This is a genomic window from Streptomyces sp. NBC_01428 (assembly GCF_036231965.1).
In the GTDB taxonomy this organism is placed as follows: Bacteria; Actinomycetota; Actinomycetes; order Streptomycetales; family Streptomycetaceae; genus Streptomyces.
Window position 1 is genome coordinate 5,774,765 of record NZ_CP109499.1, and the last position, 25,618, is coordinate 5,800,382.

Here is a 25,618-nt window from a genome sequence, read left to right on the forward strand (position 1 = left end):
CGGACACGGCACGAGAGGACGGAACAGCATCAACCACAGGAGCATTCTGCCGGACCTGCCGGTGTGCCGGCTGGTGTGAGGTCGGAGAGCAGGCCCCGGACGCCGGTTTACGCAGTGCGGGGCGCCCGGGATCGACAGTCGCGGTCAGGCCCCGTGACACTCCCCATAAGCATTCCCCGACCCGCACCAGCACCCCGCCCCCCGCGACGGCGGCCACGCCACTGCCAGGCCTCGGGCCGCCAGTGTTGTCGCGTACTGGGGGAGGAGGGTCGTGTCCGAGGGGGAGGAGGCCTCGGAGGCTGCGAAGGCTTCGTAGGAGGGGACCGTGGCGGTGACGATGCCCAGGTTCGGGGTGCCCGACGAGGCCAGTTCGCGGAGGGAGGACTCTATGGTCGCGAGGTGCTCCTCGTGGGAGGGGTACTCCTCGGCGAGGTCCGGGTACGCGGCGACCAGTTCGGCCAGTTCGGGGGCCGACCAGTGCAGGACCGCCACCGGGAACGGGCGGGAGAGGGCCTCGCGGTAGGCGCCCAGTTCGGCCTGGAGGCGGCTGATCTCGGCCTGGAGTTCCGCCGGGTTGTCCGAGCCGAGCGACCAGATCCGCTTGGGGTCGTGGAGCTCGTCCAGGGAGATCGCGGACGAGTGCTGGGTGTCCGCCAGCGCGTCCCACTCGTCGTGCGCCGCGCCCAGCATCCGGCGCACCCGGTGCCGGCCGAAGAGCAGCGAACGCGTGGCGTACGGCGGCTCCGCCACGTCCGTCAGGAGCAGGGTCGCGCCCTCGGTGAACGTGTCCTGTGCCGCTTCGAGCTCGTCGTGGGTCTCCAGGGCCTCGGCGACGATGACCCACGGCGCCGGATCCCGGGGTGCCGCCGCGCGGACGCCGTCGATGATCGCGCGGGCCTCCGCCTCGTGGCCGTACTCCCAGAGGTTCGAGGCCTTCAAAGCACGCACCAGGTGGGGGTTCTCCAGCGGGTCCGTCGAGGACAGCAGACGGTCGTAGAGCGCGGTCGCGGCTGGGCGGTCTCCGGCCAGTTCGAGGTGGGCCGCCGCCTGCACGAGCAGGTGTTCGGCGTCCTCGGGGTAGAGGCCGGCGGTCCGCTCCAGGCGTGCCGCTTCGGCGGTGTGGTCGACGTTCTCGGCAGGCGTGTCGGGGCGCATGGATGACACCGTACTGCCGTTGGCCGACAAAGAAGAGAGAGGTGCTGGCCACAGCGGCGGGAGTCACCAAGGGCATATGCGGGAGGGGTGGGAGGGGTGCCTGCCCCGTGCGGCGGGTGAGGGCGGGGGCCCGGTGCACCGGTCGTGGCGGCCCGAGTTCCCCCGTGAGTGCGGCGCGGAGCTGCCCCGTCGCTCTGGTGACTTCGCGAGGTGGCGCCTATCGTGCGGGCCGGCGAAGGGGGCGGTCGGATGTGGGCTCCGGGGATCGTGCACCACGGGACGCGGCGACGGCGGGCGGCGTACCGGCGGGTGGTCTGGAGCGGTGCCGAGGTGCTCGTCACCGTCGGGGTGGTGCTGCTCCTCCTCGTCGCGCACCAGCTGTGGTGGACCAACCGGCAGGCGCGGCAGGACGCGGAGCACAAGGTGCAGGCGTTGGAGCGGGAGTGGGGGACGGCGGGAACCCCCGGGGCGGCGGGGGCAGCCCCGGGAGGCGATGACTCCGGTTCCGGTTCCGCCTCCGGTTCCGGGGCGGGAACGGGAGACGGGGGTCAGGACGGGAAGAACGGCGCCGGGGCCTCCACGGGGACGGCGTCCTCGCGCGGGGCCTCCTCCGACAGCGCCCGGACGACCCCCCGTTGGTCCCAGGCGTACGCCGTCCTCGGCATTCCCCGACTCTCCCTCCGGGTTCCCGTCGCCGAGGGCGTCAGCAAGGCGGACGTCCTCAACAAGGGGTACGTCGGCCACTACAAGGGCACCCAGCAGCCGGGGCAGGCGGGGAACTTCGCGCTCGCCGGGCACCGGAACACGCACGGGGAGCCGTTCCGGTACCTGCCGAGGCTCAGGCGCGGCGACACGATCACCGTCGAGACGAAGAGCGCGGTCTACACGTACGTCGTCGACCGAACCCTGCCGCAGACCTCGCCGAGCGACGGCGGAGTCATCCGGCCGGTGCCCCGCAGCATCGTGCGCCCGTCGTACGGGTACAGCGAGCCCGGGTACTACATCACGCTCACCACGTGCACCCCCGACTACACCTCCCGGTACCGGATGGCGGTGTGGGGGAAGCTCACGGCGATGCGCCCCCGATGAGGGGAGGGAGGGGCGGCCAGGGGTGAGCCCTGCCGAGCCGACCGCCACGCCTCCCGCCGAGCCGCGCTCCCCACCCGTCCCGCCGACCCGACCGCGGCGCGTGCCGGCGGGCCGACGCGGCGGCCGCTTCGGGACGGCCGGCGGTGAGCATCCTGTATAACGAACGGAAGGACCGACGCACGCGCCATGGACGAGAGGAGGGGCAGCCGATGATCCGTACCTGGGCCAACGCCCGTCCCGCCGCCGTCCTGGTGCTGCTGCTGCTCCAGGTCGCCCTGTTCGACACGGGCAGCCTCTCCGCGACCGTCGCGCTCGCCGCGACCGCCGCCGCCGGGTCCGCCTTCGCGGCCTGCTCGCTCATCGTGTCGCGCTGCGCGCCCGCCGTGCCCCGCACCCGGGTCCGTACGGCCATCCGCGACCGCGCCCGTCGTACGGCCTTCCTCGCGCAACGCGATCCGGACGCCCAGGGGCGCCCGCGGCCCAGGGCGCCCGGACACGCCCTCCCGACGGCCGCGTAGGGCACCCCTCTCCACCTTCTCCACCCCCCGGTGACCCCGCGTGGTCCGTCATGCCGCATTCCGCATCCCCGGCACGACGAGACCCCCGGAGGGCTCACCCATGTCCACGTTCCTGTCCGCTTTCGCGCACCTGGTCGAGAGCTTCGCCGACCTGCTCCAGCCCCTGTTCCACGCCTCGGCGGCCGCCGTCGCGATCGTCCTGTTCACCGCGCTCGTACGACTCCTCGTGCACCCCCTGTCGCGGGCCTCGGCGCGCGGACAGCGGGCGCGGGCCGCGCTCCAGCCGCAGATCACGGCGCTGCGCAAGAAGCACGGCAAGGACCGTGAGACGTTCCAGAAGGCCCTGATGGAACTGCACGCCGAGGAGAAGGTGTCGCCGCTCTCCGGCTGCCTGCCCAGCCTGTTCCAGATGCCGGCGTTCTTCCTGCTGTACCACCTGTTCTCCAGCTCGACGATCGGCGGCGACGCGAACTCCCTGCTCGGGCACACCCTCCTCGGAGCCCCCCTCGGCGGGCGCTGGGCGGGCGCGCTCGGTGACGGTGGGCTCTTCGGGGCCGCCGGTCTCGTCTACCTGGCCCTGTTCGCCGTCGTCGCGGCCGTGGCCACCTTCAACTTCCGGCGGACCAAGCGGATGACCGCCGCGGCGGCTCCGGCCGCGGTGGGTACCGACGGCGAACCCGTGCCCGGCCTCGCCTCGATCAACAAGCTCATGCCGTTCATGTCCTTCTTCACACTCTTCACCGTGGCCGTGGTGCCGCTGGCCGCCGCGCTGTACGTCGTCACCAGTACGACGTGGAGCGCGGTGGAGCGGGCGGTGCTCTACCGGGACATGCCGGGAGCCGCACCCGTCGCGGCCGCGCTCGTCTGACACCGGGGACGCGGCCGTCCCGGCGGTCCAGTCCGTGAACGGGGTCTTGCGGACTGGACCGCGAGCTTGGAGGATCGACCAGTCATCCGATGGCTGCACCCGTCGGTCGACGCCCGCGATCGAGGGAGATGGTGATCATGAAGCTGCTGCGAGTCGGTACGGCGGGGTCGGAGCGACCCGCGCTGCTCGACGCCCAGGGGACTCTGCGGGATCTGTCGGGTCTCGTTCCCGACATCGACGGGGGACTGCTCGCCGACGAGGCCGCGCTCGGACGGATCCGTTCCGCCGCCGAGTCCGGTGAGCTGCCCGTGCTGGACGCGACCGGGCTGCGCGTCGGGCCGCCGCTGGCCCGGATCGGCAAGGTCGTGTGCATCGGGCTGAACTACCACGACCACGCCCGCGAGACCGGGGCGGAGGCGCCCGGCGAGCCGGTCGTCTTCTTCAAGGCCTCGGACACCGTGGTCGGTCCGGACGACACGGTGCTCGTGCCGCGCGGGTCGGTGAAGACCGACTGGGAGGTCGAGCTGGCCGTCGTCATCGGACGTACCGCCCGCTACCTGGAGTCCCACGAGGAGGCGCTCGCCCACGTCGCCGGATACGCGGTGGCGCACGACGTCTCCGAGCGCGAGTTCCAGATCGAGCGCGGCGGGACCTGGGACAAGGGCAAGAACTGCGAGACGTTCAACCCGCTGGGGCCGTGGCTGGTGACCGCGGACGAGGTGCCGGACCCGCAGGCGCTGTCGCTGAAGCTGTGGGTGAACGGCGAGCTGAAGCAGGACGGTACGACCGCCGAGCAGATCTTCCCCGTCGCCGAGGTCGTCCGGTACGTCAGCCACTTCATGACGCTGTATCCGGGCGACGTCATCAACACCGGTACGCCGGCGGGGGTCGCCATGGGGCAGCCCGAGCCGAAGCCGTATCTGCGGGCCGGGGATGTCGTGGAGTTGGAGATCGCGGGGTTGGGGCGGCAGCGGCAGGAACTCAAGGGCGCGTAAGCGCTCCGCTTCGTTCGCGGTGGGGTCCGCTGGGGTCGGGGTCTCCTCCTGGCCGCGGGTGCGTTGTGGCTTGTCGCGCCGTTCCCCGCGCCCCTGAGTCGGCTTCCGCCTCATGTTCGCTGCGGGTGTGTCGTGGTTGCTCGCGCGGTTCCCCGCGCCCCTGGACGGGCGGCCCAACCGGTTCGGCCGCGGGTGCGTTGTGGCTTGTCGCGCCGTTCCCCGCGCCCCTGGACGGGGCGGCCCAACCGGTTCGGCCGCCCGTGCGTCGTGGTTGCTCGCGCCGTTCCCCGCGCCCCTCTCGGGGCGCGGGGGCATGGGGCGTTATGCCTTGAGGAACTTTTCCAGGGCCTCGACCACCAGGCGGTGGTCCTCGATCTGGGGGAGGCCGGAGACCACCACCGTGCCGATGACGCCCGTGTCCTTGACCGTGAGCGGGAACGCCCCGCCGTGGGCCGCGTACGTGTCGGGGTCCAGGCGGGAGGAGTCCTCGAACGTCGTGCCCTTCGCGCGGAACCGGGAGCCGACGAGGAGCGAGGAGCAGCCGTAGCGCTCGACCACGCGGCGCTTGCGGTCGATCCAGGCGTCGTTGTCCGGCGTCGAACCGGGCAGCGCCGCGTGGAACAGTTGCTGGCCCCCGCGACGGATGTCGACGGCGACCGGCGCGTTGCGCTCGCGGGCCAGCTCGACGAGGAGCGTGCCGAGGGTCCAGGCGTCGTCGTGGGTGAAGCGGGGGAGCGTCAGCCGGCGCTCCTGCTCCTCCAGCTCGGCGATCTCGGGTGCGGCGGGCGCGTTCACAGGGACACCACCACTCCCTCGTGCGCGGAGCGGCGGGCCGCCTCCAGGACGTCGAGCGCGGCGGCGGCCTCGTGCGCGGTCACCGGGTTCGGTGCGCCGTCGCGCAGGGCGGCGGCGACGGCCGCGTAGTACGCGGGGTAGGCGCCCGGGACGGTGGGCTGCGGGCGGCCGCCACCGGTCAGCGGGGACTCGCCGGAGCCGACGCGGCCCCACAGCGACTGCGGCTCCACGCCCCACGGGGACGCGCCGCCGGGACGCTTGCCCTCGCGCAGGTCGGCCTCCTGGGGGTCGAGCCCGTACTTGACGTAGCCCGCCTGCGAACCGAGGACGCGGAAGCGCGGACCGAGCTGCGCGGTCGTCGCGGACACGTAGAGGTGGGAGCGGACCCCGCTCGTGTGCGTGATCGCGATGAACGTGTCGTCGTCGGTCGCGGCGCCCGGCCGGCGGATGTCCGACTCGGCGTACACCGAGGCGGCGGGGCCGAAGAGGACGAGTGCCTGGTCGACGACGTGGCTGCCGAGGTCGTAGAGGAGACCTCCGATCTCTGCCGGGTCGCCGGACTCGCGCCAGCCGCCCTTGGGCTGCGGACGCCACCGCTCGAAACGGGACTCGAAGCGCCAGACGTCACCCAGTTCGCCCTCGGCGATGAGTCCCTGGAGGGTCAGGAAGTCGTTGTCCCAGCGGCGGTTCTGGAATACGGAGAGCAGAAGGCCGCGCTCGTCGGCCAGGGCGGCCAGCTCGCGTGCCTCGGCCGCCGTACCGGCGATGGGCTTGTCCACGACGACCGGGAGGCCCGCCTTGAGGGCCGCCGTCGCGATCGGGACGTGCGTCTTGTTCGGGGACGCGATGACGATCAGGTCGAGTTCGTCGGCGCGGGCCCACAGGTCGTCGGGCGTGGCGGCGAACCGGAGTCCGTCGCCGAACTCGGCGCGGGCCTGTTCCTGCCGCTCCGGGTTGGAGGTGACGACCGTGTCGAGGGTCAGGCCCTCGGTCGAGGCGATCAGCGGGGCGTGGAAGACGGAGCCCGCGAGGCCGTAGCCGACGAGACCCACACGGAGGGGCGTACCAGTCATGCCTGTCATGCCTCCCACTTTCGCAACGCTGTTGCCAAAGTGCAAGCGCGGGGGACAATGGGTCCCGTGAACAGGACCGATGTGGGTGGGAGCGGTGGCGTGACCGGGGTGCCCGGGGGCTCCGCACGGGGCAGTGGTGCCGGGGAGACCGGGGGTGCGGGGTCGGCCGGGGGCGCGGGGGCCGCGTCGGTCGTCGCTGGGCCCGGGACTCCCGGGGTGAATCTCCTTGCCCTGCGCAGCCACAACGCCGCGCTGGTGCTCGACCTGCTGCGCACGGCCGGGGCCGCCGGGATCAGCCGGCTCGAACTGGCCGAGCGCACGGGACTGACCCCGCAGGCCGTCAGCAAGATCACCGCGCGGCTGCGGGCCGAGGGTCTCGCCGCGGAGGCGGGACGCCGCGCGTCCACCGGCGGCAAGCCCCGTACGGTGCTGCGGCTCGTGCCCGAGGCCGGCCACGCCGTCGGCCTGCACCTCGACCGGGACGAACTGACCGCGGTGCTCTGCGATCTCACCGGCGCGGTGGTCGCCGAGCGGCGTGCCCCCCTGGACCTCGGGGCCGGGGCCGACGCGGTGGTCGAGGGCGCCGCCGGTGAGGTGGAGGCCCTGCTCGGCGGGGTGTCCCCGCTGGGCGTGGGAGTCGCGCTGCCCGGCCCCCTCGACCACACCCTCGGTGTCCTGCACCGGGTCACGGGCTTCCCCGAGTGGGACGGCTTCGCGCTGCGGGACGCGCTGGCCGGGCGGCTGGGGCTCCCGGTGGTCGTCGACAAGGACACCAACGCCGCCGCCCTCGGTGTCGCGGTGGGAGCCGGTTCCGGTTCCGGCCCGGTGGGCGGCGGGTCCTTCGCCTACCTGCATCTCGGGACGGGGCTGGGCGCCGGACTCGTGATCGGCGGGACCGTGCACCGCGGGGCCCGCACCGGGGCCGGCGAGTTCGGACACCAGGTCATCCAGCTGGACGGCCCGCTGTGCGAGTGCGGGAACCGCGGCTGCATCGAGGTGCTCTGCCTCGACGCGGTCGGACGCGGCACCCTCGACGAGGCGGCCCGGGTGCTCGGCGCCGGGGCCGCGAACCTCGTGGGCCTGCTCGACATCGACCTCGTGCTGCTGGGCGGACGGACGGTCGCCGCCCACGAGGAGGTCTTCGTACGGGGAGTCGGCGCCGTCCTCGGGGAACGGGCCCGGCGCGAAGGCGGCGGCACGGCGATTCCGGTCGGCGTGGCTCCCGGCGGTGCGCGCGGTGTGGCCGAGGGCGCGGCCCAGCTCCTGCTGGCCCCGCTCTTCGGACGGGGGGACGGCTGAGCGGAGGGGTGGGAAGTCCGGTGGTGGAGGGCCGGTTCTCGTGGCTCGGGATCAGGGTCCGTCCGGGCGGGTGATCCGGGGCGGGCGGGGGATTTCCGCCGCCGAACGGGGGGCCGGTGCGCGTGGCGTGCCGGGCGGCGTCGGCGAGGCGTGTCAAGGTCACGGCGCCATTGCCCCGTACCGCCTGACGCTTTCGAAGCTTCCGATCCCCGTCCCCCACCGATCGGCCCGAGGCTCCCCATGCGACTGCGTACGTCCCACCCGCTCGTCCCGACCGCCCTCGCCCTGAGCGCGGCACTCGCACCGGTGCCCGCCCACGCGCTCGAACCGCGTCCCGCGTGCGTGGCGTCCGACACCCATGACTTCCCCGTCACGAGCCGGATCCACGGCGGCCCGGACGACTACCGGCCGGGCGGCGACTTCGGGACCTGGTACCTCGACCTCACCAACACCACCGCGCACACCTGCGGCGCGATCCACCCCGTCGTCGTCCTCGTGGACAGCGGCAGGACGCTGCGGCCGGAGCAGCTGCGGATGGAGTTCTACGACGGCGGGCGGGCGCACCCGGTGACGTTCGAGCGGAGCGACGAGGCCGAGAACGTGGCGCCCTTCGACGACGGATTCCCCGGGTTCACCGTGGCGCCCGGCCGCACCCTGACCGTGAAGGTGCGGCTCTCCTTCTCCTCCGCCGCGACCGCACCGAACGACGTCGTGGCGAGCGCCTCGGTCGTGCAGCGGCACGGCGGCGACGGCGACTGGGTGGGGGAGTCGAACGACTACCGGTTCCACGTCGGGGACGACGGCGAGGACACCGGGCGGGAGCGGGACACGGACGAGGGCGGCACCACGGACCCCGGCACCGCCACGGCCGACGCGGGCACCGGCAGCGCGAGCCCCGGCACGGGGACCGCGACCGGGGGCACCCGGAGCCCCGGAACCGGCACCGCGAGCCCGGGTGCGAGCGCCGGCGCTTCCGCCTCCGCCGGTACGGGCCTCGCGGCGCCGGACGTGGACGAGCTGGCCAGGACCGGACCCGGCGGCGCCCCGAACCGTCCGGTACTGGCCGCGCTCGCGGTCGCCCTGACGGTCCTCGGAGCCGGACTGCTCCTCGTGGCACGGCGGTTGCGCGGCCGCCGCCGCTGAGACCTGGCCGCCGCACGGCCCGCGCCGTCTGCGACGATCGTGTCCGTGGACTACCCGAACGACCAGGCTCCCGGCGCCCCCGTCCGCTCCGGCATCCCGGAGCACGGCCGCATTCCGAAGTACTACGCGGTGAAGGCGCACATCGCCCGGCTCGTCGACGAGCTGGGCGAAGGGGGGCTCCTCCCCACCGAGCGGGACCTCTCGGAGAAGTACGAGGTCGCCCGGGAGACGGTGCGGCAGGCGTTGCGCGAGCTGCTGCTCGAAGGGAGGCTGCGGCGGCAGGGACGCGGCACGGTCGTCGCCGGCCCCAAGCTGGAGCAGCCGCTGTCGCTGGCGAGCTACACCGAGGGCGTCCGCAGACAGGGGCGGGTCCCCGGCCGTTCGCTGATCTCGCTCGACCGGTTCCCCTGTCCGGAATCGCTCGCCGCCGAGGCGGGTCTGGAGCGCGGTGAACCGGTGTGGCACATGGAGCGGCTGCTGCTCGCCGACGACGAGCGGGTCGGCCTGGAGAGCACGTATGTGGCGGTCGCCCGGGTCCCCGGACTCGACACCGACTTCGATCCCGACTCCTCCTTCTACGCCTATCTCCACGACCGGCTGGGCATCGTGTTCGGCGACGCCGACGAGCGGATCGAGACCGTGCTGGCCACCCCGCGCGAGGCGCTGCTGATCGGCACGCCGCCCGCCCTGCCGATGCTGCTGATCCACCGGATCTCCCGGGACACCGACCGGCGGCCGCTGGAGCGGGTCCGGACGCTGTACCGGGGCGACCGGTTCTCGTTCACCGCGCATCTCGGCGACTGATTCCGGCCAGATCGAGGCGGGCTGCGGCCCGCCTCTTTTCATCACGAGAAGATAACGGGTCTAGCCCAAATGTGATAGGCAGTTCACCATCTGGTTGCTGTCCGGACCCTTCCGATTCCCCCGTACCGAGGAGCGTGGCCGTTGTGAGAGTGATAGTCGTCGGAGCCGGCGTGGTGGGCACCCTGCACGCCTGGCATGCAGTGGAACGCGGCCACCAGGTCGTACAGATCGAGCGTGAGGCGGAGGCCCGCGGGGCCTCGCTGCGCAACTTCGGCCAGATCTGGGTGAGTGGCCGAGCAGGAGGAGAGGAGCTCGACACCGCCCTGCGGGCGCGTGACCTGTGGGAGCAGATCGGCGCCCGGGTCCCGGGCCTCGGGTTCCGGGGCTGCGGATCCCTGACCCCGCTGCGCAACGAGCGCGAGATCGCCGTCGCCGAGGCCGCCCTGGCCCGCGACGACGCGGCGGCCCGCGGCTACAAGCTGCTCACCGCCGGTGAGGCGCGCGCCGTGAACCCCGCGCTGCGCGGGACCTTCGAGGCCGCCCTGTCCTGCGAGCGCGACGCGGCCGTCGAGCCGCGCACCGCCCAGGTCGCGCTCCGCGCCGAGCTGCTGAAGTCCCCGGACTACACCTTCCTGCCGGGCCGCGAGGTCCGCGAGGTGATCGGCGAGAACGCGGTCCGCGACGACCACGGCGACGTCCACACCGGTGACGTCGTGGTGCTGTGCACCGGCGCCTGGCTCGGCGGTCTCGTCCGCGAACTGGCAGGACCCGAGCTGCCCGTACGGCGCGTGCGCCTCCAGATGATGCAGACCGACCCGCTGGGCGAGCCGCTCACCACCTCCGTCGCCGACGCGGACAGCTTCCGCTACTACCCGGCCTACCGGAGCGACGCGCTCGACGCGCTCAACGAAGGACAGCCGCAGACGCCGACCGCGGCCGAGCACCGGATGCAGCTGCTCATGGTGCAGCGCGCGGACGGCGGGCTGACCATCGGCGACACCCACGAGTACGAGCACCCCTTCGCCTTCGACACCCTCGAAGACCCCTACGACCACCTCACCGAGGTCGTCGAGTCCTTCCTCGGCCGCCCGCTGCCGAAGATCCGGCGCCGCTGGGCCGGGGTGTACGCGCAGTGCACCGACACCAGCCGGGTCGTGCACCGCCAGCGCGTCCGGGACGGCGTGTGGCTGGTCACCGGGCCCGGCGGGCGCGGCATGACCTGCTCACCCGCGATCGCAGAGACCACCGCCGACCAGCTGGGATGGTGAACGAGATGACCGAGCCGAACGAACCGAACGACATACGCCTTGTGGTCCTCGACATGGCCGGCACCACCGTGGCCGACGGCGGCCTCGTGGAGCAGGCCTTCGCCGCGGCCGCCGGCGAACTGGGCGTCGAGCCCGGGTCCGCGGACCACGCGGAGAAGCTCGACTACGTCCGCGCCACGATGGGCGAGTCCAAGATCTCCGTCTTCCGGCACCTCTTCGGCGAGGAGACCCTCGCCCGGCGCGCCAACGCCGCCTTCGAGAAGGCGTACGGGGAACGCGTCGACGGCGGCGCCGTCGCGCCGATCGCCGGGGCCCGCGAGACGATCGAGGAACTCCAGGCCGGCGGTCGGACCGTCGTCCTGAGCACCGGGTTCGCCCGCGTCACCCAGGACGCCATCCTCGCCGCCCTCGGCTGGCAGGACCTGGTGCCGCTCACGCTCTGCCCGGCGGACGCCGGAGGCCGCGGACGCCCCTACCCCGACATGGTCCTGGAAGCCTTCCTGCGGACCAAGGCCGCCGACGGGGTCGGGCAGACCGCCGTCCTCGGGGACACCTCCTACGACATGCTCAGCGGTGTCCGCGCCGGCGCCGGACTCGTCGCCGGCGTCCTCACGGGCGCCCACGACGAGGACGCGCTGCGCGCCGCCGGGGCCGGGCACGTCCTCGGGTCGGTGGCCGAACTGCCCGCCCTGCTGCGTGAGTTCACCGGCACCGGTGGGGACCGGCGATGAGCAGCGGGATCCGCTTCGACCGGGTGTCCGTCGCCTACGGCGGCACCACGGTCCTCGACTCCCTCGACCTGACCGTCGAACCCGGCGAGGTGATGGCCCTGCTCGGGCCGTCCGGCTCGGGCAAGACCACCGCGCTGCGGGCCGTCGCCGGATTCGTACGGCCCGCCGCCGGCCGGGTGTTCATCGGCGACCGCGACGTGACCGACCTGCCGCCGCACCGGCGCGGGATCGGCATGGTCGTCCAGCAGTACGCCCTCTTCCCGCACCTGCGCGTCGAGGACAACGTCGCCTTCGGCCTCAAGGCGCAGAAGGCCCCCAAGGGCGAGATCCGCGGGCGGGTGGCCGAGGCGCTGGAGATGACCGGGATGGCGGCGTACGCGCGACGCCACCCGCGGGAACTGTCCGGCGGACAGCAGCAGCGCGTCGCCATCGCGCGGGCCCTCGCCATCCGGCCCGGCGTCCTCCTGCTCGACGAACCGCTGTCCGCCCTCGACGCCCGGCTGCGCTCCGGCATGCTCACCGAACTCGCCCGGCTGCACCGCGAGTTGCCCGACGTGTCGATCCTCTACGTCACCCACGACCAGGTCGAGGCACTGACCCTGGCCGACCGGATCGCGGTCATGGACAGGGCCAGGCTGCGCGACGTCGGCACACCCCAGGAGCTGTACCGGGCGCCGCGCACCGAGTTCACCGCGTCCTTCGTGGGCAACGCGAACCTGCTGCCGGTGACCGTGGGGGCGGACGGGGTCGACTTCTCCGGGACCGAACTCAAGGTTCCGACCGGCGACGCCGCCCGGGGTGCGACGGCCACGCTGTGCGTCCGCCCGCACCTCGTCGGCCTCGGCGCCGGCCCCAACCAGGTCACCGGGACCGTCGCCGAGGTGCAGTGGAGGGGGTCCACCCACCGGCTGTACGTGGACGTGGCGGGCCACCGGATGATGGCCGACCTCCGTGAGCTGCGGAACCCGCCGGCACCGGGGGACTCCGTGGACCTGCACTTCGCGGCGGAGGACGCCGTACTGCTCTCGGCGGGCGTCCGCGGCAAGGAGGCCGTGGGAGCGGCCGCTGGGGGGAGCCGGGATGGCTAGCGCCGCGGTCGCCGCCCCGGCGAAGACGGCCACCAGGACCAGGACCAAAATCCCCGCCTGGATCTGGGCCCTGCCCCCCGTCGCCGTGCTCGGGCTGGTGTTCCTCTATCCGCTCGGGCTGGTCGTCCAGCAGTCGTTCCGGCCCGACACCGGGGGAACGTCGGCGCAGGCCTACGGGGACGTGTTCGCCTCGACCGCGTTCCGGGAGGCGCTCGGCACCACGGTGTGGCTGGCCCTCGGATCGACGGTCGGCTGCCTGGTCCTCGGGTTCGCCCTCGCCCTGGTCATCGCGTTCGTACCGTTCCCCGGCGGCAGGGCGGTCTCCAGGTTCATCGACGTCTTCCTGTCCTTCCCGTCCTTCCTGATCACGCTCGCGCTGCTGTTCGTCTACGGCACCGTCGGCATGGCCAACGGACTCTGGACGGGCGCCACCGGCGCCGCCGAAGGACCCTTCCAGTTCCTCACCACGCCCTGGGGAGTGCTCCTCGCGGAGATCACGTACTTCACCCCGTTCGTGATGCGGCCGCTGCTCGCCGCCTTCTCCGGCATCGACACCGGCCAGCTGGAGGTGGCCTCCTCGCTCGGCGCGCGGCCCGCACGGATCGTGCGGCAGATCATCCTGCCCGAGGCGCTGCCCGCGCTCGCCGCCGGCGGCAGCCTGGTCCTGGTGCTGTGCCTGAACGAGTTCGGCATCGTCCTGTTCACCGGGGCCAAGGGCGTCACCACCCTGCCGATGCTCGTGTACAGCAAGGCGATCCTGGAGTCCGACTATCCGGGAGCGTGTGTCGTCGCCGTCGTCAACGTCCTGATCTCCGTGGGCCTCTACGGCCTCTACCGGGTGGTGAGCCGCCGTGCTGGTGCATAGCCGCAAGGGGAAGTGGGCCACCTGGGCCGTCTTCTTCGTCCTCTTCCTGCCCCTGTTCGCCCTGCCCCTGCTCGTCGTCCTCGCCGCGTCGTTCGCCACGAACTGGTCGAGCGCGTTCCCGTCCGGCTTCACCACCGGGCACTACAGCGCCGCCACCCGCGGCGAATCCCTCCAGGCCCTCACCACCAGCCTGGTCACCGCCCTCACGGCGAGCGTGCTCGCGCTCGTCGTGGGCACCTGGGCGGCCCTCGCCGGGCACGCCCTGAAGAAGCGCGGAAAGACCCTCCTGGACGCGCTGTTCATGCTGCCGGTCGCCGTGCCGTCCGTCGTCGTCGGACTGGCGGTCCTGGTCGCCTTCTCCAAGCCTCCGGTGCTGCTCAACGGCACCCGGTGGATCGTCATCCTCGCGCACGCCGTTCTTGTCACGGCGTTCGCCCACCAGTCGGTGTCGGCCGCCATCGTGCGTCTCGACCCGGCCTACGGACAGGCCGCCGCCTCCCTCGGCGCCCGGCCCTCCCGCGTGCTGTGGCGGGTGCGGCTGCCGCTGCTGCTGCCCTCGCTCACCGCCGCCGCGGGCCTCTGCTTCGCCCTGTCCATGGGCGAGTTGAGCGCCACGATGATGCTCTACCCGCCGGACTGGACCCCGCTTCCCGTCCAGATCTACGCGGCCACCGACCGCGGCGCCCTGTTCACCGGCTCCGCGCTCGCCGTGGTCCTCATGACGGCGACCGTGCTCGTGCTGTTCGCCGTCTCCCGGATCCGCACCAAGGCCTCCTACCGCTGACGCGCTGATCCGTCCCACCGGGCCCCACCCTCAAACGCCGTGCCTACGCAAGGAGTTCACCTCGCCATGCCCAGAAACAACCGCTCGCTCCGCCTCGTCCCGATCGCCGCCGTGACCGGCAGCCTCGTCCTCGCCGGCTCGCTCACCGCGTGCGGCGGCGACTCGGCCGCCGCCGACGCCAAGGTCGTCACCGTGTACAGCGCGGACGGCCTCAAGGGCGAGAACGGCGACGGCTGGTACGACCAGGTCTTCAAGGATTTCGAGAAGAAGACCGGCATCAAGGTCAAGTACGTCGAGGGGGGTTCGGGCGAGATGGTCCAGCGGGCCGCCCGCGAGAAGACCAACCCGCAGGCCGACGTCCTCGTCACCCTCCCGCCGTTCATCCAGCAGGCCGACGGCAAGGGCCTGCTCCAGAAGTACGCGCCCAAGGGCTCCGACCAGGTCGACGGCGCCGACAAGGCCGCCGACGCCACCTGGACCTCCGTCGTCAACAACTACTTCGGCTTCGTCTACAACAAGAAGGAGCTGAAGCAGGCGCCCACCACCTGGGACGAACTGCTCGGTGGCACCTACAAGAACAAGATCCAGTACTCCACGCCCGGTGTCGCCGGCGACGGAACGGCCGTACTGATCAAGGCGATCCACGACTTCGGCGGCAAGGACGCGGCGCTCGCCTACCTGAAGAAGCTCCAGTCCAACAACGTGGGCCCGTCCGCCTCCACCGGCAAGCTCGCCCCCAAGGTCGACAAGGGCGAACTGCTGGCCGCCAACGGCGACGTCCAGATGAACTACGCCCAGTCCAAGGACATGCCGAACCTCGGCCTCTGGTTCCCGCAGGCCACCGACAAGGCCACCGACGCCGCCGGCAAGCCCACCACCTTCGCGCTCCCCTACGCCGCCGGCCTCGTCACCAAGGCCCCGCACACCGCGAACGGCAAGAAGCTCCTCGACTTCATGCTGTCCGCCGAGGCCCAGCAGCAGGTCAGCGAGATCGGCGGCGGCTTCTCCGCGCGCTCCGACGTCAAGGCCACCGACGCCAACGCCATCGCGCTGACCAAGCTGATGGACGGCGTCGAGGTCTTCGAGCCCGACTGGGCGGACATCGACAAGAACCTCACCACGTACGTCGAGGACTGGAAGTCCGCCACCGGCAGCTGAACCGCCGGCCACCGAACGGCCTTCGGCCGGGAGGCCGTTGGCCGCGCCCGCTCCACCCGCTCTACCCGCTCTACCCGCTCCACCCCCTCCACCCGCGACGCCCCTGGACCCGAACCGCCGGGGGCGTCGCCGCGCCCGACCGCGTCACCCCTCGCTGTTCCATCCGTGCTCCACACCCTCGTCCCCCTCCCGGAGGATCACGTGTCGTCACGCATGTCCCGTCGCTCCCTGCTCGCCTCCGCGGCCGGCCTCGCCCTCGCCGCCGGACCCCTCGCGTCCGTCGCCCGAGCCGCCGCCAAGACCCCCAAAGTCCTCGTCGTCGGCCTCGACGGCACCCTGCTGAACCGCGTCAAGGACGCCGACGCCCCGAACCTCGACGCCCTCATGGCCGCGGGCCTCACCGCACCCAGCAGCATCTACGCCAACCCGTTCGCGCCCACGCTCTCGGGTCCCGGCTGGTCCACCCTCATCACCGGCGTCTGGCCCGACAAGCACAACGTCAAGGACAACACCTTCACCGGCCAGAAGTTCGCCCAGTACCCGGACTTCCTCACCCGGATCGAGACCGCCAAGCCGTCCCTGTCCACGTACGCCGTCTCCTCCTGGGCACCCCTGACGGACACCGTCTTCTCCTCCAAGGTCGACACCCGCGTGTCCACCCCGAGCGCCGAGTACGACACCGGCACCACCGCGCGCGCCGTCGACCGGCTCCGCACCGGCAACCCCGACGCGGTGTTCGTCCAGCTCGACAACGTCGACCACGCGGGCCACAGCTACGGCGCCGCCAGTCAGCAGTACCTGGACGCCGTCCACGGCGTCGACACCCAGGTCGGGCAGATGGTCGCCGCGGTCAAGGCCCGTGCCACCTACGCCTCCGAGGACTGGCTGATCATGGTCACCGCCGACCACGGGCACACCGACGCCGGCGGCCACGGCGGCTCCAGCTGGCCCGAACGGCAGACGTTCATGATCGCGACCGGCCCCACCCTGGCCGCCGGTTCGGTGCGCCACGACGTCAAGATGCCGGACGTCGCCGCCTCCGCGCTCGCCCACCTCGGCGTCGCCATCGACCCGGCCTGGGGCCTCGACGGACGGCCCGTGCAGCAGCCCGCCCCGGACGACTTCGACGCGCTGCGCCCGCAGCTCGCCACCCGCGCGGACGAGACCGGCATCGGCGCCACGGTGATCGGCTTCACCCACACCGCGCCGAGCGGCTGGTCCGTCGACAACTCCGCGATGGGCACCGGCGGCGTCACCGAGTGGCGCGGCTGGTCCTTCACCACGGACGAGTTCTGGACCAAGGCGCAGGCCGACCAGAACCGCGAGAGCAACGTCCGCGCCCGCAACGTGTTCGCGGTCGCCGACGGTGACGAGTGGGAGGACAAGACCTTCTCGGGCACCTTCGACTCCACCCTCGTCAGCCCCGCCTACCCGGTCACCGGAGGCGCCGCCGCCACCCTCACGTACACCACCTACTACCGCCACGAGTCCCCGCAGAAGGGCGAGGTCCTCGTCTCCTACGACGGCGCCGCGCCGGTCGGCGTGAAGACGTACACCGCCGACACGTCCTCCCGCGTGGAGAAGCTGACCCTCCAGGTCCCTGCCGGGGCGCGGACCGCCCGGGTCCGGTTCCGCTACACCGGCGGGAACAACTGGTACTGGGTGATCGACGGCGTCTCGCTCAAGGCCGCCTGACCGCACGGTGTGATCCCGGCGAGACCGGGATCACAGAGTCCTGACTAGGCTGGGGGCGTCGGCACAGCGTCGTTCCGGCGCCCCCGGATCGAGTGCGTACGTACGCCACAGGACGGCAGGAGACCCAGCACATGTCAGAGCGCAAGCCCATCGAGTCGTGGCTCACCGACATGGACGGTGTCCTCATCCACGAAGGGGTGCCGATCCCCGGCGCCGACTCCTTCGTCAAGAAGCTGCGGGAGTCCGGCAAGCCCTTCCTGGTCCTGACGAACAACTCCATCTACACCGCCCGTGACCTGCACGCGAGGCTGCGGCGCATGGGCCTGGACGTGCCGGTCGAGAACATCTGGACCTCCGCCCTCGCCACCGCCAAGTTCCTCGACGACCAGCGGCCCGGCGGCACCGCGTACGTGATCGGCGAGGCCGGCCTGACCACCGCGCTGCACGACATCGGATACGTCCTCACCGACCACGAGCCGGACTACGTCGTCCTCGGCGAGACCCGCACCTACTCCTTCGAGGCCATGACCAAGGCGGTCCGGCTGATCAAGGGCGGCGCCCGGTTCATCGCCACCAACCCGGACGAGACCGGCCCCTCCACCGAGGGCCCGCTGCCCGCCACCGGCGCGGTCGCCGCACTGATCACCAAGGCCACCGGCAAGCAGCCCTACTTCGCCGGAAAGCCGAACCCGCTGATGATGCGGACCGGACTGAACGCCATCGGCGCCCACTCCGAGACCAGCGCGATGATCGGCGACCGCATGGACACCGACGTGCTGGCCGGGCTGGAGGCGGGGATGCAGACCTTCCTCGTCCTGACCGGACTGACCACACCCGGCGAGATCGAGCAGTACCCGTACCGCCCGTCGCAGGTCGTCGACTCGATCGCCGACCTCGTCGAGCGCATCTGACCGGCCGGGCGCCCGCGCCGGGCCCGAAACCCGAAACGCGCCGGACCGACCCGTTCGGAGCAACGGCGGCCCGCTGAAGATGCGGGCCACCGTCGCGCGGGGGACTCTCCAGATGTCTGGAGGTTTCACGATGCGCTCAGTGCGACTCACTCTCTGTGCCGGTGCGGTGGTCGCGGCCGCGTTCACCCCCGTCGCCCACGCGGCCGACGCGGGACCGGGCGGTGTCTCCGTGACGCCCGCGGGCCCCGGCTTCGGCAGCGACATCCGGCTGCGGGCCATGGGCTGCGCCGGCCGGACCGGGACGGCGGTGTCCGACGCGTTCGTCTCCGACGCGCGGCTGACCGGTCCCGGCGGCGGCGGGCTGGTCGGCGAGACCCGCGTCCGCACCTCCCTGCACCCCGGCAGCTACCCCGTCGAGATCGACTGCGACGGACACGCCGACCGGGTCAGAGGCACCGTCACCGTCGCCGACCCCGCCGCCTCGCCCGCCGTGACCGCGCCCGCCTCGCCCGTCGCACCCGTGCACGCGGGCGGCGGCGCCACCGCCCACTTCGGCTCGGTGGACGCCCGGGAGGCCGGCCCCGGCACCAGGCAGGCCGTGACCGGCCTGGTCCTCGCGGGCGTCGCCGCGGTCGCCGTCGCGCTCCGCAGCGCACGCCGGGGCCAGGACGGCCGCGACTGACATGGCCGAACGCGAACGCTCCTCCGGCGCCGGCCGGCTGCTCACCGGGATCGCCTGGCTGGTGCTGCTGCTCGGCCTGTGGCTGTGGGGGAGCCGGGTCACGGACATCCGGCTGGGGGTGTCGGCGCCGACCACCGGGGACATCGCGGCCGTCGGACGCCCGCCCGAGGTCCGGCTGCCGCACGCCGTCAAGCCGCTCGGCAACGCCCGCCCCCAGCGCGTCGACATCCCCGCGATGGGCGTGCAGGCCCCCGTGGTCGCCCGCGGGCTCGACCGCGCGGGCGCCATCGACCCGCCCCCGTACGACCAGCCCGGCGTCGTCGCCTGGTACGCGGCCGGCGTGGAACCGGGAGCCGTCGGCACCGCGCTGATGGTCGGACACGTCGACACCGACACCCGGCCCGCGGTCTTCTACAAACTCAGCTCCGTGAAGCCCGGCGACACCGTCCGGGTGGCCCGCGACGACGGGACGGTCGCGGAGTTCACCGTGGACGACGTCCAGGTACTCCCGCGCGACCACTTCGACGCCCGGCAGGCCTACGGGCCACGGGAGTCGGGGCGGGCCGAGCTGCGGCTGGTCACCTGCGGCGGGACCTTCGACAGGACCACCGGGACCTACACGGCGAACGTGGTCGTGTCGGCGTACCTCACCGGACGCGGCGTGTGAACCGGACGCCCGGACCGCCGACGCGCCGACCGGCACCCACGGGCCGGTGACCGGCGCCGTCACCGCAGCCCGGTCGGCGACCAGCTCCCCCCGAGAAGCCGCCGACCGGGCTGGTCCTCGACCGCGCGCGCACGGATCGCGGGAGTGACCCGGCGTCGACGCGGGAGGTCTGGGTCCCCGTCCGCCGGACTCGGCGGAGGGGCGGGACAACCGGCCGGGGGCTGGGGCCGTTGGGGGCCACCTTAGAGGGAACGGGCGACCGGGCCTAGAGGGTGTCCGAGGCCAACTCGGCCTGACCCGGGGCCCGGTGACGGTCGGGGGCCGGGGCTCGGCCCCGGTCGTGTCGGGGCTGTAACAGCTCCCGGACAAGGGCCGGAGACCCCGCGGCGCGGACGGTGGGTATGTCACGATTGACCCTTAGGACGGTGCACCCAAGGGGGAGTCGGATGTACGGCAACAAGGGTGCCGGGGCACGGGCGTCCATGGCGGTGCTGGGGGCGGCACTGCTGTTCGCGGGGTGCTCCTCAGGGGGCGGCGGCGGCACGGACGAGGAATCCGGGGCGCCGGTCACGCAGCAGCCGAAGAACGCGGACCCGTTCTGGGTCAACCCGGACGGGAACGCGGCCGAACAGGTCGCCGCCTACGCGAAGGCGGGCCGCGGCGACGACGCCGCGCAGATCCGCAAGATAGCGGGACAGCCGACCGGCGAGTGGATCGGCCCGGAGAACCCGGAGCAGGAGGCGCGCGGTTTCACCGAGGCCGCCGAGAAGGCCGACCGGGCCGCGATCCTCGTCCTCTACAACATCCCGCACCGCGACTGCGGCCAGTTCTCGCAGGGAGGCGCCGCCGACGGGAACGCCTACCGGACCTGGATCGACGCGGTGGCCCGGGGCATCGGGGACCGCCCCGCCACGGTGATCCTGGAGCCGGACGCCATCCTCCACCTGGTCAACCAGTGCACCCCGGAGGAGTTCCGGGGGGAGCGCTACGACCTGCTCAAGGGCGCCGTCACCCGGCTCACGTCCCTGAAGAACACGAAGGTGTACCTGGACGCGGGCAACGCCGGCTGGGGACACCCCGACCAGATCTTCGAGCCCCTGCGCGCCGCCGGGATCGACCGGGCGGACGGCTTCGCGGTCAACGTCTCCAACTTCTACGCGACCGGGGATTCCATCGCCTACGGCAAGCAGCTCGCGTCGAAGGTGGGGAACAAGCACTTCGTCGTCGACACCAGCCGCAACGGCAACGGCCCGTACACGCGGGGCAAGCCCGACGAGAACTGGTGCAACCCGCCGGGCCGCGCGCTCGGCGAGAACCCGACGACGAAGACCGCCGACCCGCTCGTCGACGCCTATCTGTGGATCAAGCGCCCCGGCGAGTCGGACGGCACCTGCAGGGGCGGCCCGAAGGCGGGCGACTGGTGGGCCGACTACGCGCTGAAGCTCGCGAAGGCCTCCAAGTAGCGGCGTCCCTCGGCACGCGAGAGGGCGCCCTCCGCCGGAGCGGGGAGCGCCCTCTTCGTCAACGCCCGTACCGTCAGGGCACCTTGACCCACTGCGCCTTGCTGGGCGTGCCCTGGTCGTCCGTCACGAACAGCATGTACCAGCCGGACTCCACGAGGTTCCGGTTCTTCGGCACGGTCACCGAGATCCCCTTCGCCGTCCTCGTGAAGTCCAGCGCGACGGACCGCTGGTCGACGTCGGTGACATGAGTGGACGCGCTCGGCCGGATCAGCCGCGCCGTCCTGATGGACGAGGCGTGCGCCGAGGTGAACGTCGCCGAGGCGCCCCGGGCGATCGTCCGCGGGCCCCCGGACAGCGAGGGCCGCGAATCGCGGTACAGGTACGGCGGCGTGTAGATCTCGATGCGCTGCTCGAACGTGGCCGGCTTGGTGCCGGCCTTGTCCGCGTAGAGCGGGTTGGAGCCGAAGAACATCACGCGGCCGTCGGGCAGCAGGATCGAGCCCGAGTGGTAGTTCCGGCCGACCAGCGGATCGGCGACCCGGTCGAAGCTGTTCGCCTTCGGGTCGTAGATCCGCGCCTGGAGGATGTCGGAGTCGCCGCGCCCCCGGTAGTCCTCGGAGCCGCCCGACACCAGGACCGTGTCGTCGGGCAGGATCGAGGACTGCGGATAGCGGGTGCCCTTCTCCAACCCGGGCCCGTCCACGAACGCCGGGTGCGGATCCTTGAGGTCGATCAGCCGGGTCCTCCTGCTGGACAGCTTGGACTCGCCGACCCCGCCGCCCCCGATCACCAGGTACTTCTCGTCCTGCGCGGGCGGCAGCAGCACGGTCCCGGACGTCTCCATCATGTTCGGGTCGCTCAGGCCCCCGAGCTTGGTGAACGTGTTGCTCGCCAGGTCCCACACGCCGGGGTCGCGGCCCACGTCGTCGGGGCCGTAGCCGGCGTTCGAGCCCGAGTAGAAGAGCTTGCCGTTCTGCATCAGGGAGATCGCCGGATAGGTGGGGAACTGCCGGATGCCCTTGGTGTACGTCCACTTCCTGGTCTTCGGGTCGAAGACCTCGTTCTTGCCGGGGACGAGCTGGCCGATCTCGTCCAGGCCGGAGAGGCTGAGGACCTTGCCGTCGCCGAGGGTGGTCAGCGTCGGGTACCAGCGGGCCTCGTTCATCGGGTCGACCTTGATGTACCGCTCGGCGACCGGATCGAACTCGTAGGCGTCGCGGATCCCCTGGAAGTCCTTCTTGTCCAGGGCGAGCTTCTGGGCGATCCCGTACGTGTTGCGGGCGTCGGAACCGCTCAGCCCGCGGATCCGGTAGTTGTCCTGGGTGCCGGTCTCGTACTTCTGGCCGCTCTTCTGGGCCTCGACGTAGATGCGGCCCAGTCCCGGGTCGTTGCGCAGGAACGCGCCGGTCTTCCTGTCGAAGACCTTCTTGGCGCGCGGTACGAGCACCGGGTCCTTGGAGACGAACGTCCTGCCGTTCTCCTTGCCGGTGAAGGTGCTGCCCGCCGGCAGGGTGATGGGCTTGTCCGGGTTCTCGTTGTGGACGACCATCAGGCCGCCCGCCTTGGTGACGTCCCCCTTCAGGGTCTCGTACCGCTTGGTGCCGCCCGCGATCAGCAGGTTGCCGTTCGCGAGCTGGGTGTGGCCCGTGCAGAAGAGGTCGGCGGGCGTCGGGATCTTCTTGACCGTGCCCTTGACCGGGTCCCAGATCCGCGTGTCGAACTTCTTCGCGTCGAAGTTCTGCTGGTTGTTCCCCGAGCCGGCGATCAGCAGGATCTTGCCCGTGTGCAGCAAGGCCGCGTGGATCGTGTTGAGGCGGTCCTGCTTCGGGAACTCGATGACGTCCCAGTGTCCGTTGTCGGCTTTGTACTCCGGCTTGTTGATCGTGTACTGGTGGTACTTGTCCGTCCCGAAGCGGTACAGCCACGGTCCGTTCATCCCGGCCAGCGCGAGCACCACCACCCCGGTGATCCCGAGGCGGCGGGCACGGCGGCGACGGGCACCGTCCTTCATTTCTTACGTCCCCCAAGGGCGATCTGCACGGTCTGGTCGCCGCTCCCGCCCGCCGCGGCCCAGCTGGGCTTGTGCTGCGGCGCGTGCGGGGCGTGCTGCTCCTGCGGCGGGGCCGGGGCCTGCTGCGGAACGGCCACGTTCTCGGGCACCGCCCGCCCCCTGCGCCGCTCCTGCCGCAGGCTCCAGCGCCAGGCGAGGATCGGCGACGCGGTGATCAGCAGGGCGACGGCGCCCCAGGTGATCATCGCCGGGTGGGAGTGGCCGAGGACGAAGCCGGCGGTGATCGAGCCGGCGAAGACCAGGATGAAGAACAGATGGATCCGGAACGTCCCGAACAGCGTGTCGGGGCTGGCCGAGTCGCCCTTGGGCGTCACCACGAACGAGCTCTTGCGGCGCAGCACGGTGTCCATCAGCGACCGTGCGTAGATCGGCGCGGACAGCGCCGACATCACCATTCCCGCCACACCGCCGGATCCCTCCGGCTCGTGCGGCGAGACGTTGTGCCGGCGGTTCCAGATGTACAGGCCGATCTGGAGCGCCGAGGCGTTGCCGTACAGCATCAGCCAGACCGTGGGGTCGATGTTCACGCCCGAGGCGCCGAGCCCGAGGAACAGGGCGCAACTCAGCGCCGCGAGGATCCAGTTGAGCGCCGACATGGGGTAGAAGATGATCATCATGGTGTAGTTGAAGAGCTTGCCCGGAGGCATGGTGGCGAAGCCCTTCCAGTACTGCTTGAGGATCGTCTCGTAGGTGCCCCGTGACCAGCGCAGCTGCTGGGTGAAGAAGTCCGTCCAGGCGCCCGGGCCCTCGCCGACGGCCAGCACGTCCGGCGTGTAGACCGACTTCCACCTGCGGCCCGTCGCCGGGTTCTTGGCACGGTGCATCTCGAACCCGGTCGCCATGTCCTCGGTGATCGAGTCGTACAGCCCGCCGATCTGCTTCAGCGCCCTGATGCGTACGGCGTTGGAGGTGCCGACGAACATCGGGGAGCCGTAGAAGTTGCCGGCCCGCTGGATGAGGGCGTGGAAGAGGAACTGCTGGGACTCGGCGGCCTTGGTGATGGGGTTGTCGTAATTGCCGTACACCTGGGGGCCGATGACGAAGCCGACGTTCGGGTCGCGGAAGAAGCCGAGCATCCGCTCCAGGTAGTTGGGCAGCGGCACGTGGTCGGTGTCGACCGAGGCGAAGTAGTCGTACGCGTCGCCGTGCGCGTCCAGCCAGGCGTTGTAGTTGCCGTGCTTGGTCTTCGCGCGGTGGGCGCCCTTGGGCCGGTTCCACTTCTCGACGCCCTTGCGGGAGAAGTGGTGCACGCCCAGGCGCGCGCAGACCTCCTTCACGTCCGGGTCGTCGCCCTCGTCGAGGAGCCAGATGTGCAGAAGGCCCCGGTGGCGCAGCCTGACGGCGGCCTCCAGGGTCTTCGTCACCATGGCGAGCGGTTCCTTGCCCGGCACGAACGAGGTGAGGAAGGCGACTCTGGTGCCGGTCTCGGGCACCACCGGGACCGGGTCGCGGGCGACCAGGGTGGCGTGCGCGTTCGACAGCACGTTCATGCAGCGGAAGAACTCGATCAGACCGATCGAGACCAGCATCACCATGTCGAGGGCCGGCAGGAAGTCGTAGGCGGGATAGTCGCGTTCGGTCCAGTGCTCGGGCTGGAGCAGCCAGCCGAGCAGCACCAGCGAGAGCAGCGGCGCGGCCCCCAGCATGAGCGCGGCTCTGAGGCGGTGCGGTTCCTGCGAGAGCAGGGAGCGGTACTGCACCCGGTACGGCTTGTCCGGGTCGGGCTGGGTGAGCGGGCCGGCGAGCCGGCTGTAGTGCTCGTAGTCGTATCTCGGCAGTGTGCTCTTGATCCTGCGGATGCTGCCGGTGCGGTGTGACGGCATGCGCAGCTGGGTCGTCTCGGACGGGTCGAAATCCTTTCGGGCACCCGTCGGCGTCGACGTCATGAGTCATCCCCCCAACACGCGCCGTCGGGCGCGTGTTCGTCGGTTCTCTTCGTCCGCCGGGGGTCCCCCTCGACCCTTCGCGGACGTGTCAATGGCAGACCGGGGCCAGCGCGTCGTCCACACCGTATGGACGTGGAACCCCGGCCGTCCGGTTGCGCGACGCCCCCCTCGGCGTCCGGCCATGAACGGGGCCCCCAACCCCCCATGCCGCAACCGGCCAAGCCCCCCACTTCTCTCAACTGCCATAAATCGACAGCCTCTTGCGGGCCCAGGGTTCTACGTCTCCCTTCATGATCGCAAGATGCGAAACGCGGTGTTAACCGGTCATACGCGCTAATTGGGACGCGTGTACGAAGAAGGGGCACAGGGGGGCGTCCGCGCGGGGGTCCCGGGGCATGACGAAGAGCCCCCTCGTCATGACGAGGGGGCTCTTCGGTCGGTGCGCCGCCAGGGACTCGAACCCCGGACCCGCTGATTAAGAGTCAGCTGCTCTAACCAACTGAGCTAGCGGCGCCTGCTGACGCGAAAACTCTACCCGACCCACGGGGGTGCTCATGACCGCGGGGGCGTGCTCCGCAGCAGGTGGGAGGGCTCCCGTACATCATTCGGA

The 25,618-nt window shown here is 71.9% G+C and carries 23 protein-coding genes and 1 tRNA gene; 18 read left to right on the forward strand and 6 right to left on the reverse strand.

From position 1 onward, the window contains the following. Positions 1-144: 144 nt before the first annotated feature. The gene (locus OG406_RS25050; protein ID WP_266614023.1) at positions 145-1,155 is read right to left on the reverse strand and encodes an SEC-C domain-containing protein; all 1,011 of its coding nucleotides are present in this window, start codon (positions 1,153-1,155) and stop codon (positions 145-147) included. A gap of 249 nt (positions 1,156-1,404) precedes the next feature. On the opposite strand from OG406_RS25050, the gene OG406_RS25055 reads away from it, so the two are divergent. From OG406_RS25055 to OG406_RS25070, 4 genes are all read left to right on the forward strand, one after another. Further along, positions 1,405-2,244, forward strand: a complete 840-nt coding sequence (locus OG406_RS25055; RefSeq protein WP_164370680.1) for a class E sortase — start codon at positions 1,405-1,407, stop codon at positions 2,242-2,244. Positions 2,245-2,453: 209 nt separating this feature from the next. Further along, positions 2,454-2,762: a DUF6412 domain-containing protein gene (locus tag OG406_RS25060; protein ID WP_081217473.1), complete on the forward strand. Its 309-nt coding sequence runs from the start codon at positions 2,454-2,456 to the stop codon at positions 2,760-2,762. Between the two features lie 100 nt (positions 2,763-2,862). Continuing rightward, positions 2,863-3,630, forward strand: coding sequence for a YidC/Oxa1 family membrane protein insertase (locus tag OG406_RS25065; RefSeq protein WP_329187878.1), 768 nt, complete (start codon positions 2,863-2,865; stop codon positions 3,628-3,630). 137 nt (positions 3,631-3,767) lie between these two features. Beyond that, entirely contained in the window at positions 3,768-4,625 is an 858-nt protein-coding gene (locus OG406_RS25070; protein WP_164370678.1) for a fumarylacetoacetate hydrolase family protein, read from the forward strand. A 321-nt stretch (positions 4,626-4,946) separates the two neighbouring features. Here OG406_RS25070 and OG406_RS25075 read toward each other — a convergent pair whose 3' ends face one another. Then, complete coding sequence (locus OG406_RS25075; protein WP_081217471.1) at positions 4,947-5,420, reverse strand: heme-degrading domain-containing protein; 474 nt, start codon at positions 5,418-5,420, stop codon at positions 4,947-4,949. Continuing rightward, entirely contained in the window at positions 5,417-6,502 is a 1,086-nt protein-coding gene (locus tag OG406_RS25080; RefSeq protein ID WP_164370677.1) for a Gfo/Idh/MocA family oxidoreductase, read from the reverse strand. Before OG406_RS25080 ends, OG406_RS25075 begins: the two co-directional genes overlap by 4 nt. Before the next feature lie 48 nt (positions 6,503-6,550). On the opposite strand from OG406_RS25080, the gene OG406_RS25085 reads away from it, so the two are divergent. The 14 genes from OG406_RS25085 to OG406_RS25150 all read left to right on the forward strand — a co-directional run bounded on the left by OG406_RS25085 (position 6,551) and on the right by OG406_RS25150 (position 21,051). Further along, the gene (locus tag OG406_RS25085) at positions 6,551-7,792 is read left to right on the forward strand and encodes an ROK family transcriptional regulator (protein WP_329187882.1); all 1,242 of its coding nucleotides are present in this window, start codon (positions 6,551-6,553) and stop codon (positions 7,790-7,792) included. 240 nt (positions 7,793-8,032) lie between these two features. Continuing rightward, entirely contained in the window at positions 8,033-8,935 is a 903-nt protein-coding gene (locus tag OG406_RS25090; protein ID WP_329187884.1) for a hypothetical protein, read from the forward strand. A gap of 45 nt (positions 8,936-8,980) precedes the next feature. Continuing rightward, on the forward strand, positions 8,981-9,739 hold the full coding sequence (locus OG406_RS25095) for a GntR family transcriptional regulator (RefSeq protein ID WP_329187886.1): 759 nt from the start codon (positions 8,981-8,983) through the stop codon (positions 9,737-9,739). Between the two features lie 143 nt (positions 9,740-9,882). Next, positions 9,883-11,007, forward strand: coding sequence for a TIGR03364 family FAD-dependent oxidoreductase (locus tag OG406_RS25100; RefSeq protein WP_329187888.1), 1,125 nt, complete (start codon positions 9,883-9,885; stop codon positions 11,005-11,007). Positions 11,008-11,012: 5 nt separating this feature from the next. After that, positions 11,013-11,738 (forward strand): HAD family hydrolase, encoded by a 726-nt coding sequence (locus OG406_RS25105; protein ID WP_329187889.1) that lies wholly within the window; start codon positions 11,013-11,015, stop codon positions 11,736-11,738. Further along, on the forward strand, positions 11,735-12,826 hold the full coding sequence (locus tag OG406_RS25110; RefSeq protein ID WP_266848301.1) for an ABC transporter ATP-binding protein: 1,092 nt from the start codon (positions 11,735-11,737) through the stop codon (positions 12,824-12,826). The genes OG406_RS25105 and OG406_RS25110 overlap by 4 nt, the downstream gene beginning before the upstream one ends. Continuing rightward, positions 12,819-13,691 (forward strand): 2-aminoethylphosphonate ABC transporter permease subunit, encoded by an 873-nt coding sequence (locus tag OG406_RS25115; RefSeq protein WP_329187892.1) that lies wholly within the window; start codon positions 12,819-12,821, stop codon positions 13,689-13,691. Before OG406_RS25110 ends, OG406_RS25115 begins: the two co-directional genes overlap by 8 nt. Further along, the gene (locus OG406_RS25120; protein WP_329187893.1) at positions 13,678-14,475 is read left to right on the forward strand and encodes an ABC transporter permease; all 798 of its coding nucleotides are present in this window, start codon (positions 13,678-13,680) and stop codon (positions 14,473-14,475) included. The genes OG406_RS25115 and OG406_RS25120 overlap by 14 nt, the downstream gene beginning before the upstream one ends. 66 nt (positions 14,476-14,541) lie before the next feature. Beyond that, positions 14,542-15,633 carry a 2-aminoethylphosphonate ABC transporter substrate-binding protein gene (locus OG406_RS25125; RefSeq protein WP_329187894.1) on the forward strand — a complete coding sequence of 364 codons (1,092 nt, stop codon included), beginning with the start codon at positions 14,542-14,544 and terminating at the stop codon, positions 15,631-15,633. A 213-nt stretch (positions 15,634-15,846) separates the two neighbouring features. Next, positions 15,847-17,328: an alkaline phosphatase family protein gene (locus OG406_RS25130; protein WP_267051632.1), complete on the forward strand. Its 1,482-nt coding sequence runs from the start codon at positions 15,847-15,849 to the stop codon at positions 17,326-17,328. 131 nt (positions 17,329-17,459) lie between these two features. Beyond that, positions 17,460-18,239: an HAD-IIA family hydrolase gene (locus tag OG406_RS25135; RefSeq protein WP_164370667.1), complete on the forward strand. Its 780-nt coding sequence runs from the start codon at positions 17,460-17,462 to the stop codon at positions 18,237-18,239. Between the two features lie 130 nt (positions 18,240-18,369). Continuing rightward, entirely contained in the window at positions 18,370-18,921 is a 552-nt protein-coding gene (locus OG406_RS25140; protein ID WP_266848310.1) for a hypothetical protein, read from the forward strand. Position 18,922: 1 nt separating this feature from the next. Beyond that, the gene (locus OG406_RS25145; protein WP_164370665.1) at positions 18,923-19,588 is read left to right on the forward strand and encodes a class F sortase; all 666 of its coding nucleotides are present in this window, start codon (positions 18,923-18,925) and stop codon (positions 19,586-19,588) included. 446 nt (positions 19,589-20,034) lie between these two features. After that, positions 20,035-21,051, forward strand: coding sequence for a glycoside hydrolase family 6 protein (locus OG406_RS25150; protein WP_266848314.1), 1,017 nt, complete (start codon positions 20,035-20,037; stop codon positions 21,049-21,051). Positions 21,052-21,124: 73 nt separating this feature from the next. Here the strand turns inward: OG406_RS25150 and OG406_RS25155 are convergent, their stop codons facing one another. The 3 genes from OG406_RS25155 to OG406_RS25165 form a co-directional block, all read right to left on the reverse strand. Beyond that, positions 21,125-23,062, reverse strand: a complete 1,938-nt coding sequence (locus OG406_RS25155; protein WP_329187897.1) for a kelch motif-containing protein — start codon at positions 23,060-23,062, stop codon at positions 21,125-21,127. Further along, positions 23,059-25,008, reverse strand: coding sequence for a glycosyltransferase family 2 protein (locus OG406_RS25160; protein ID WP_329187898.1), 1,950 nt, complete (start codon positions 25,006-25,008; stop codon positions 23,059-23,061). The genes OG406_RS25155 and OG406_RS25160 overlap by 4 nt, the downstream gene beginning before the upstream one ends. Positions 25,009-25,448: 440 nt before the next feature. Then, positions 25,449-25,522: transfer RNA gene (locus OG406_RS25165), tRNA-Lys, on the reverse strand. Positions 25,523-25,618 lie beyond the last annotated feature (96 nt).

Excerpts from the sequence above, each read along its gene's own strand:
- OG406_RS25055 (WP_164370680.1), top strand. The coding sequence starts at position 1,405 with ATGTGGGCTCCGGGGATCGTGCACCACGGGACGCGGCGACGGCGGGCG.
- OG406_RS25145 (WP_164370665.1), top strand. The coding sequence starts at position 18,923 with ATGGCCGAACGCGAACGCTCCTCCGGCGCCGGCCGGCTGCTCACCGGG.
- OG406_RS25130 (WP_267051632.1), top strand. The coding sequence starts at position 15,847 with ATGTCCCGTCGCTCCCTGCTCGCCTCCGCGGCCGGCCTCGCCCTCGCC.
- OG406_RS25070 (WP_164370678.1), top strand. The coding sequence starts at position 3,768 with ATGAAGCTGCTGCGAGTCGGTACGGCGGGGTCGGAGCGACCCGCGCTG.
- OG406_RS25155 (WP_329187897.1), bottom strand. The coding sequence starts at position 23,062 with ATGAAGGACGGTGCCCGTCGCCGCCGTGCCCGCCGCCTCGGGATCACC.
- OG406_RS25050 (WP_266614023.1), bottom strand. The coding sequence starts at position 1,155 with ATGCGCCCCGACACGCCTGCCGAGAACGTCGACCACACCGCCGAAGCG.
- OG406_RS25135 (WP_164370667.1), top strand. The coding sequence starts at position 17,460 with ATGTCAGAGCGCAAGCCCATCGAGTCGTGGCTCACCGACATGGACGGT.
- OG406_RS25110 (WP_266848301.1), top strand. The coding sequence starts at position 11,735 with ATGAGCAGCGGGATCCGCTTCGACCGGGTGTCCGTCGCCTACGGCGGC.
- OG406_RS25125 (WP_329187894.1), top strand. The coding sequence starts at position 14,542 with ATGCCCAGAAACAACCGCTCGCTCCGCCTCGTCCCGATCGCCGCCGTG.
- OG406_RS25105 (WP_329187889.1), top strand. The coding sequence starts at position 11,013 with ATGACCGAGCCGAACGAACCGAACGACATACGCCTTGTGGTCCTCGAC.
- OG406_RS25080 (WP_164370677.1), bottom strand. The coding sequence starts at position 6,502 with ATGACAGGCATGACTGGTACGCCCCTCCGTGTGGGTCTCGTCGGCTAC.
- OG406_RS25150 (WP_266848314.1), top strand. The coding sequence starts at position 20,035 with ATGTACGGCAACAAGGGTGCCGGGGCACGGGCGTCCATGGCGGTGCTG.
- OG406_RS25140 (WP_266848310.1), top strand. The coding sequence starts at position 18,370 with ATGCGCTCAGTGCGACTCACTCTCTGTGCCGGTGCGGTGGTCGCGGCC.
- OG406_RS25160 (WP_329187898.1), bottom strand. The coding sequence starts at position 25,008 with ATGACGTCGACGCCGACGGGTGCCCGAAAGGATTTCGACCCGTCCGAG.
- OG406_RS25085 (WP_329187882.1), top strand. The coding sequence starts at position 6,551 with ATGGGTCCCGTGAACAGGACCGATGTGGGTGGGAGCGGTGGCGTGACC.
- OG406_RS25090 (WP_329187884.1), top strand. The coding sequence starts at position 8,033 with ATGCGACTGCGTACGTCCCACCCGCTCGTCCCGACCGCCCTCGCCCTG.
- OG406_RS25060 (WP_081217473.1), top strand. The coding sequence starts at position 2,454 with ATGATCCGTACCTGGGCCAACGCCCGTCCCGCCGCCGTCCTGGTGCTG.
- OG406_RS25065 (WP_329187878.1), top strand. The coding sequence starts at position 2,863 with ATGTCCACGTTCCTGTCCGCTTTCGCGCACCTGGTCGAGAGCTTCGCC.
- OG406_RS25115 (WP_329187892.1), top strand. The coding sequence starts at position 12,819 with ATGGCTAGCGCCGCGGTCGCCGCCCCGGCGAAGACGGCCACCAGGACC.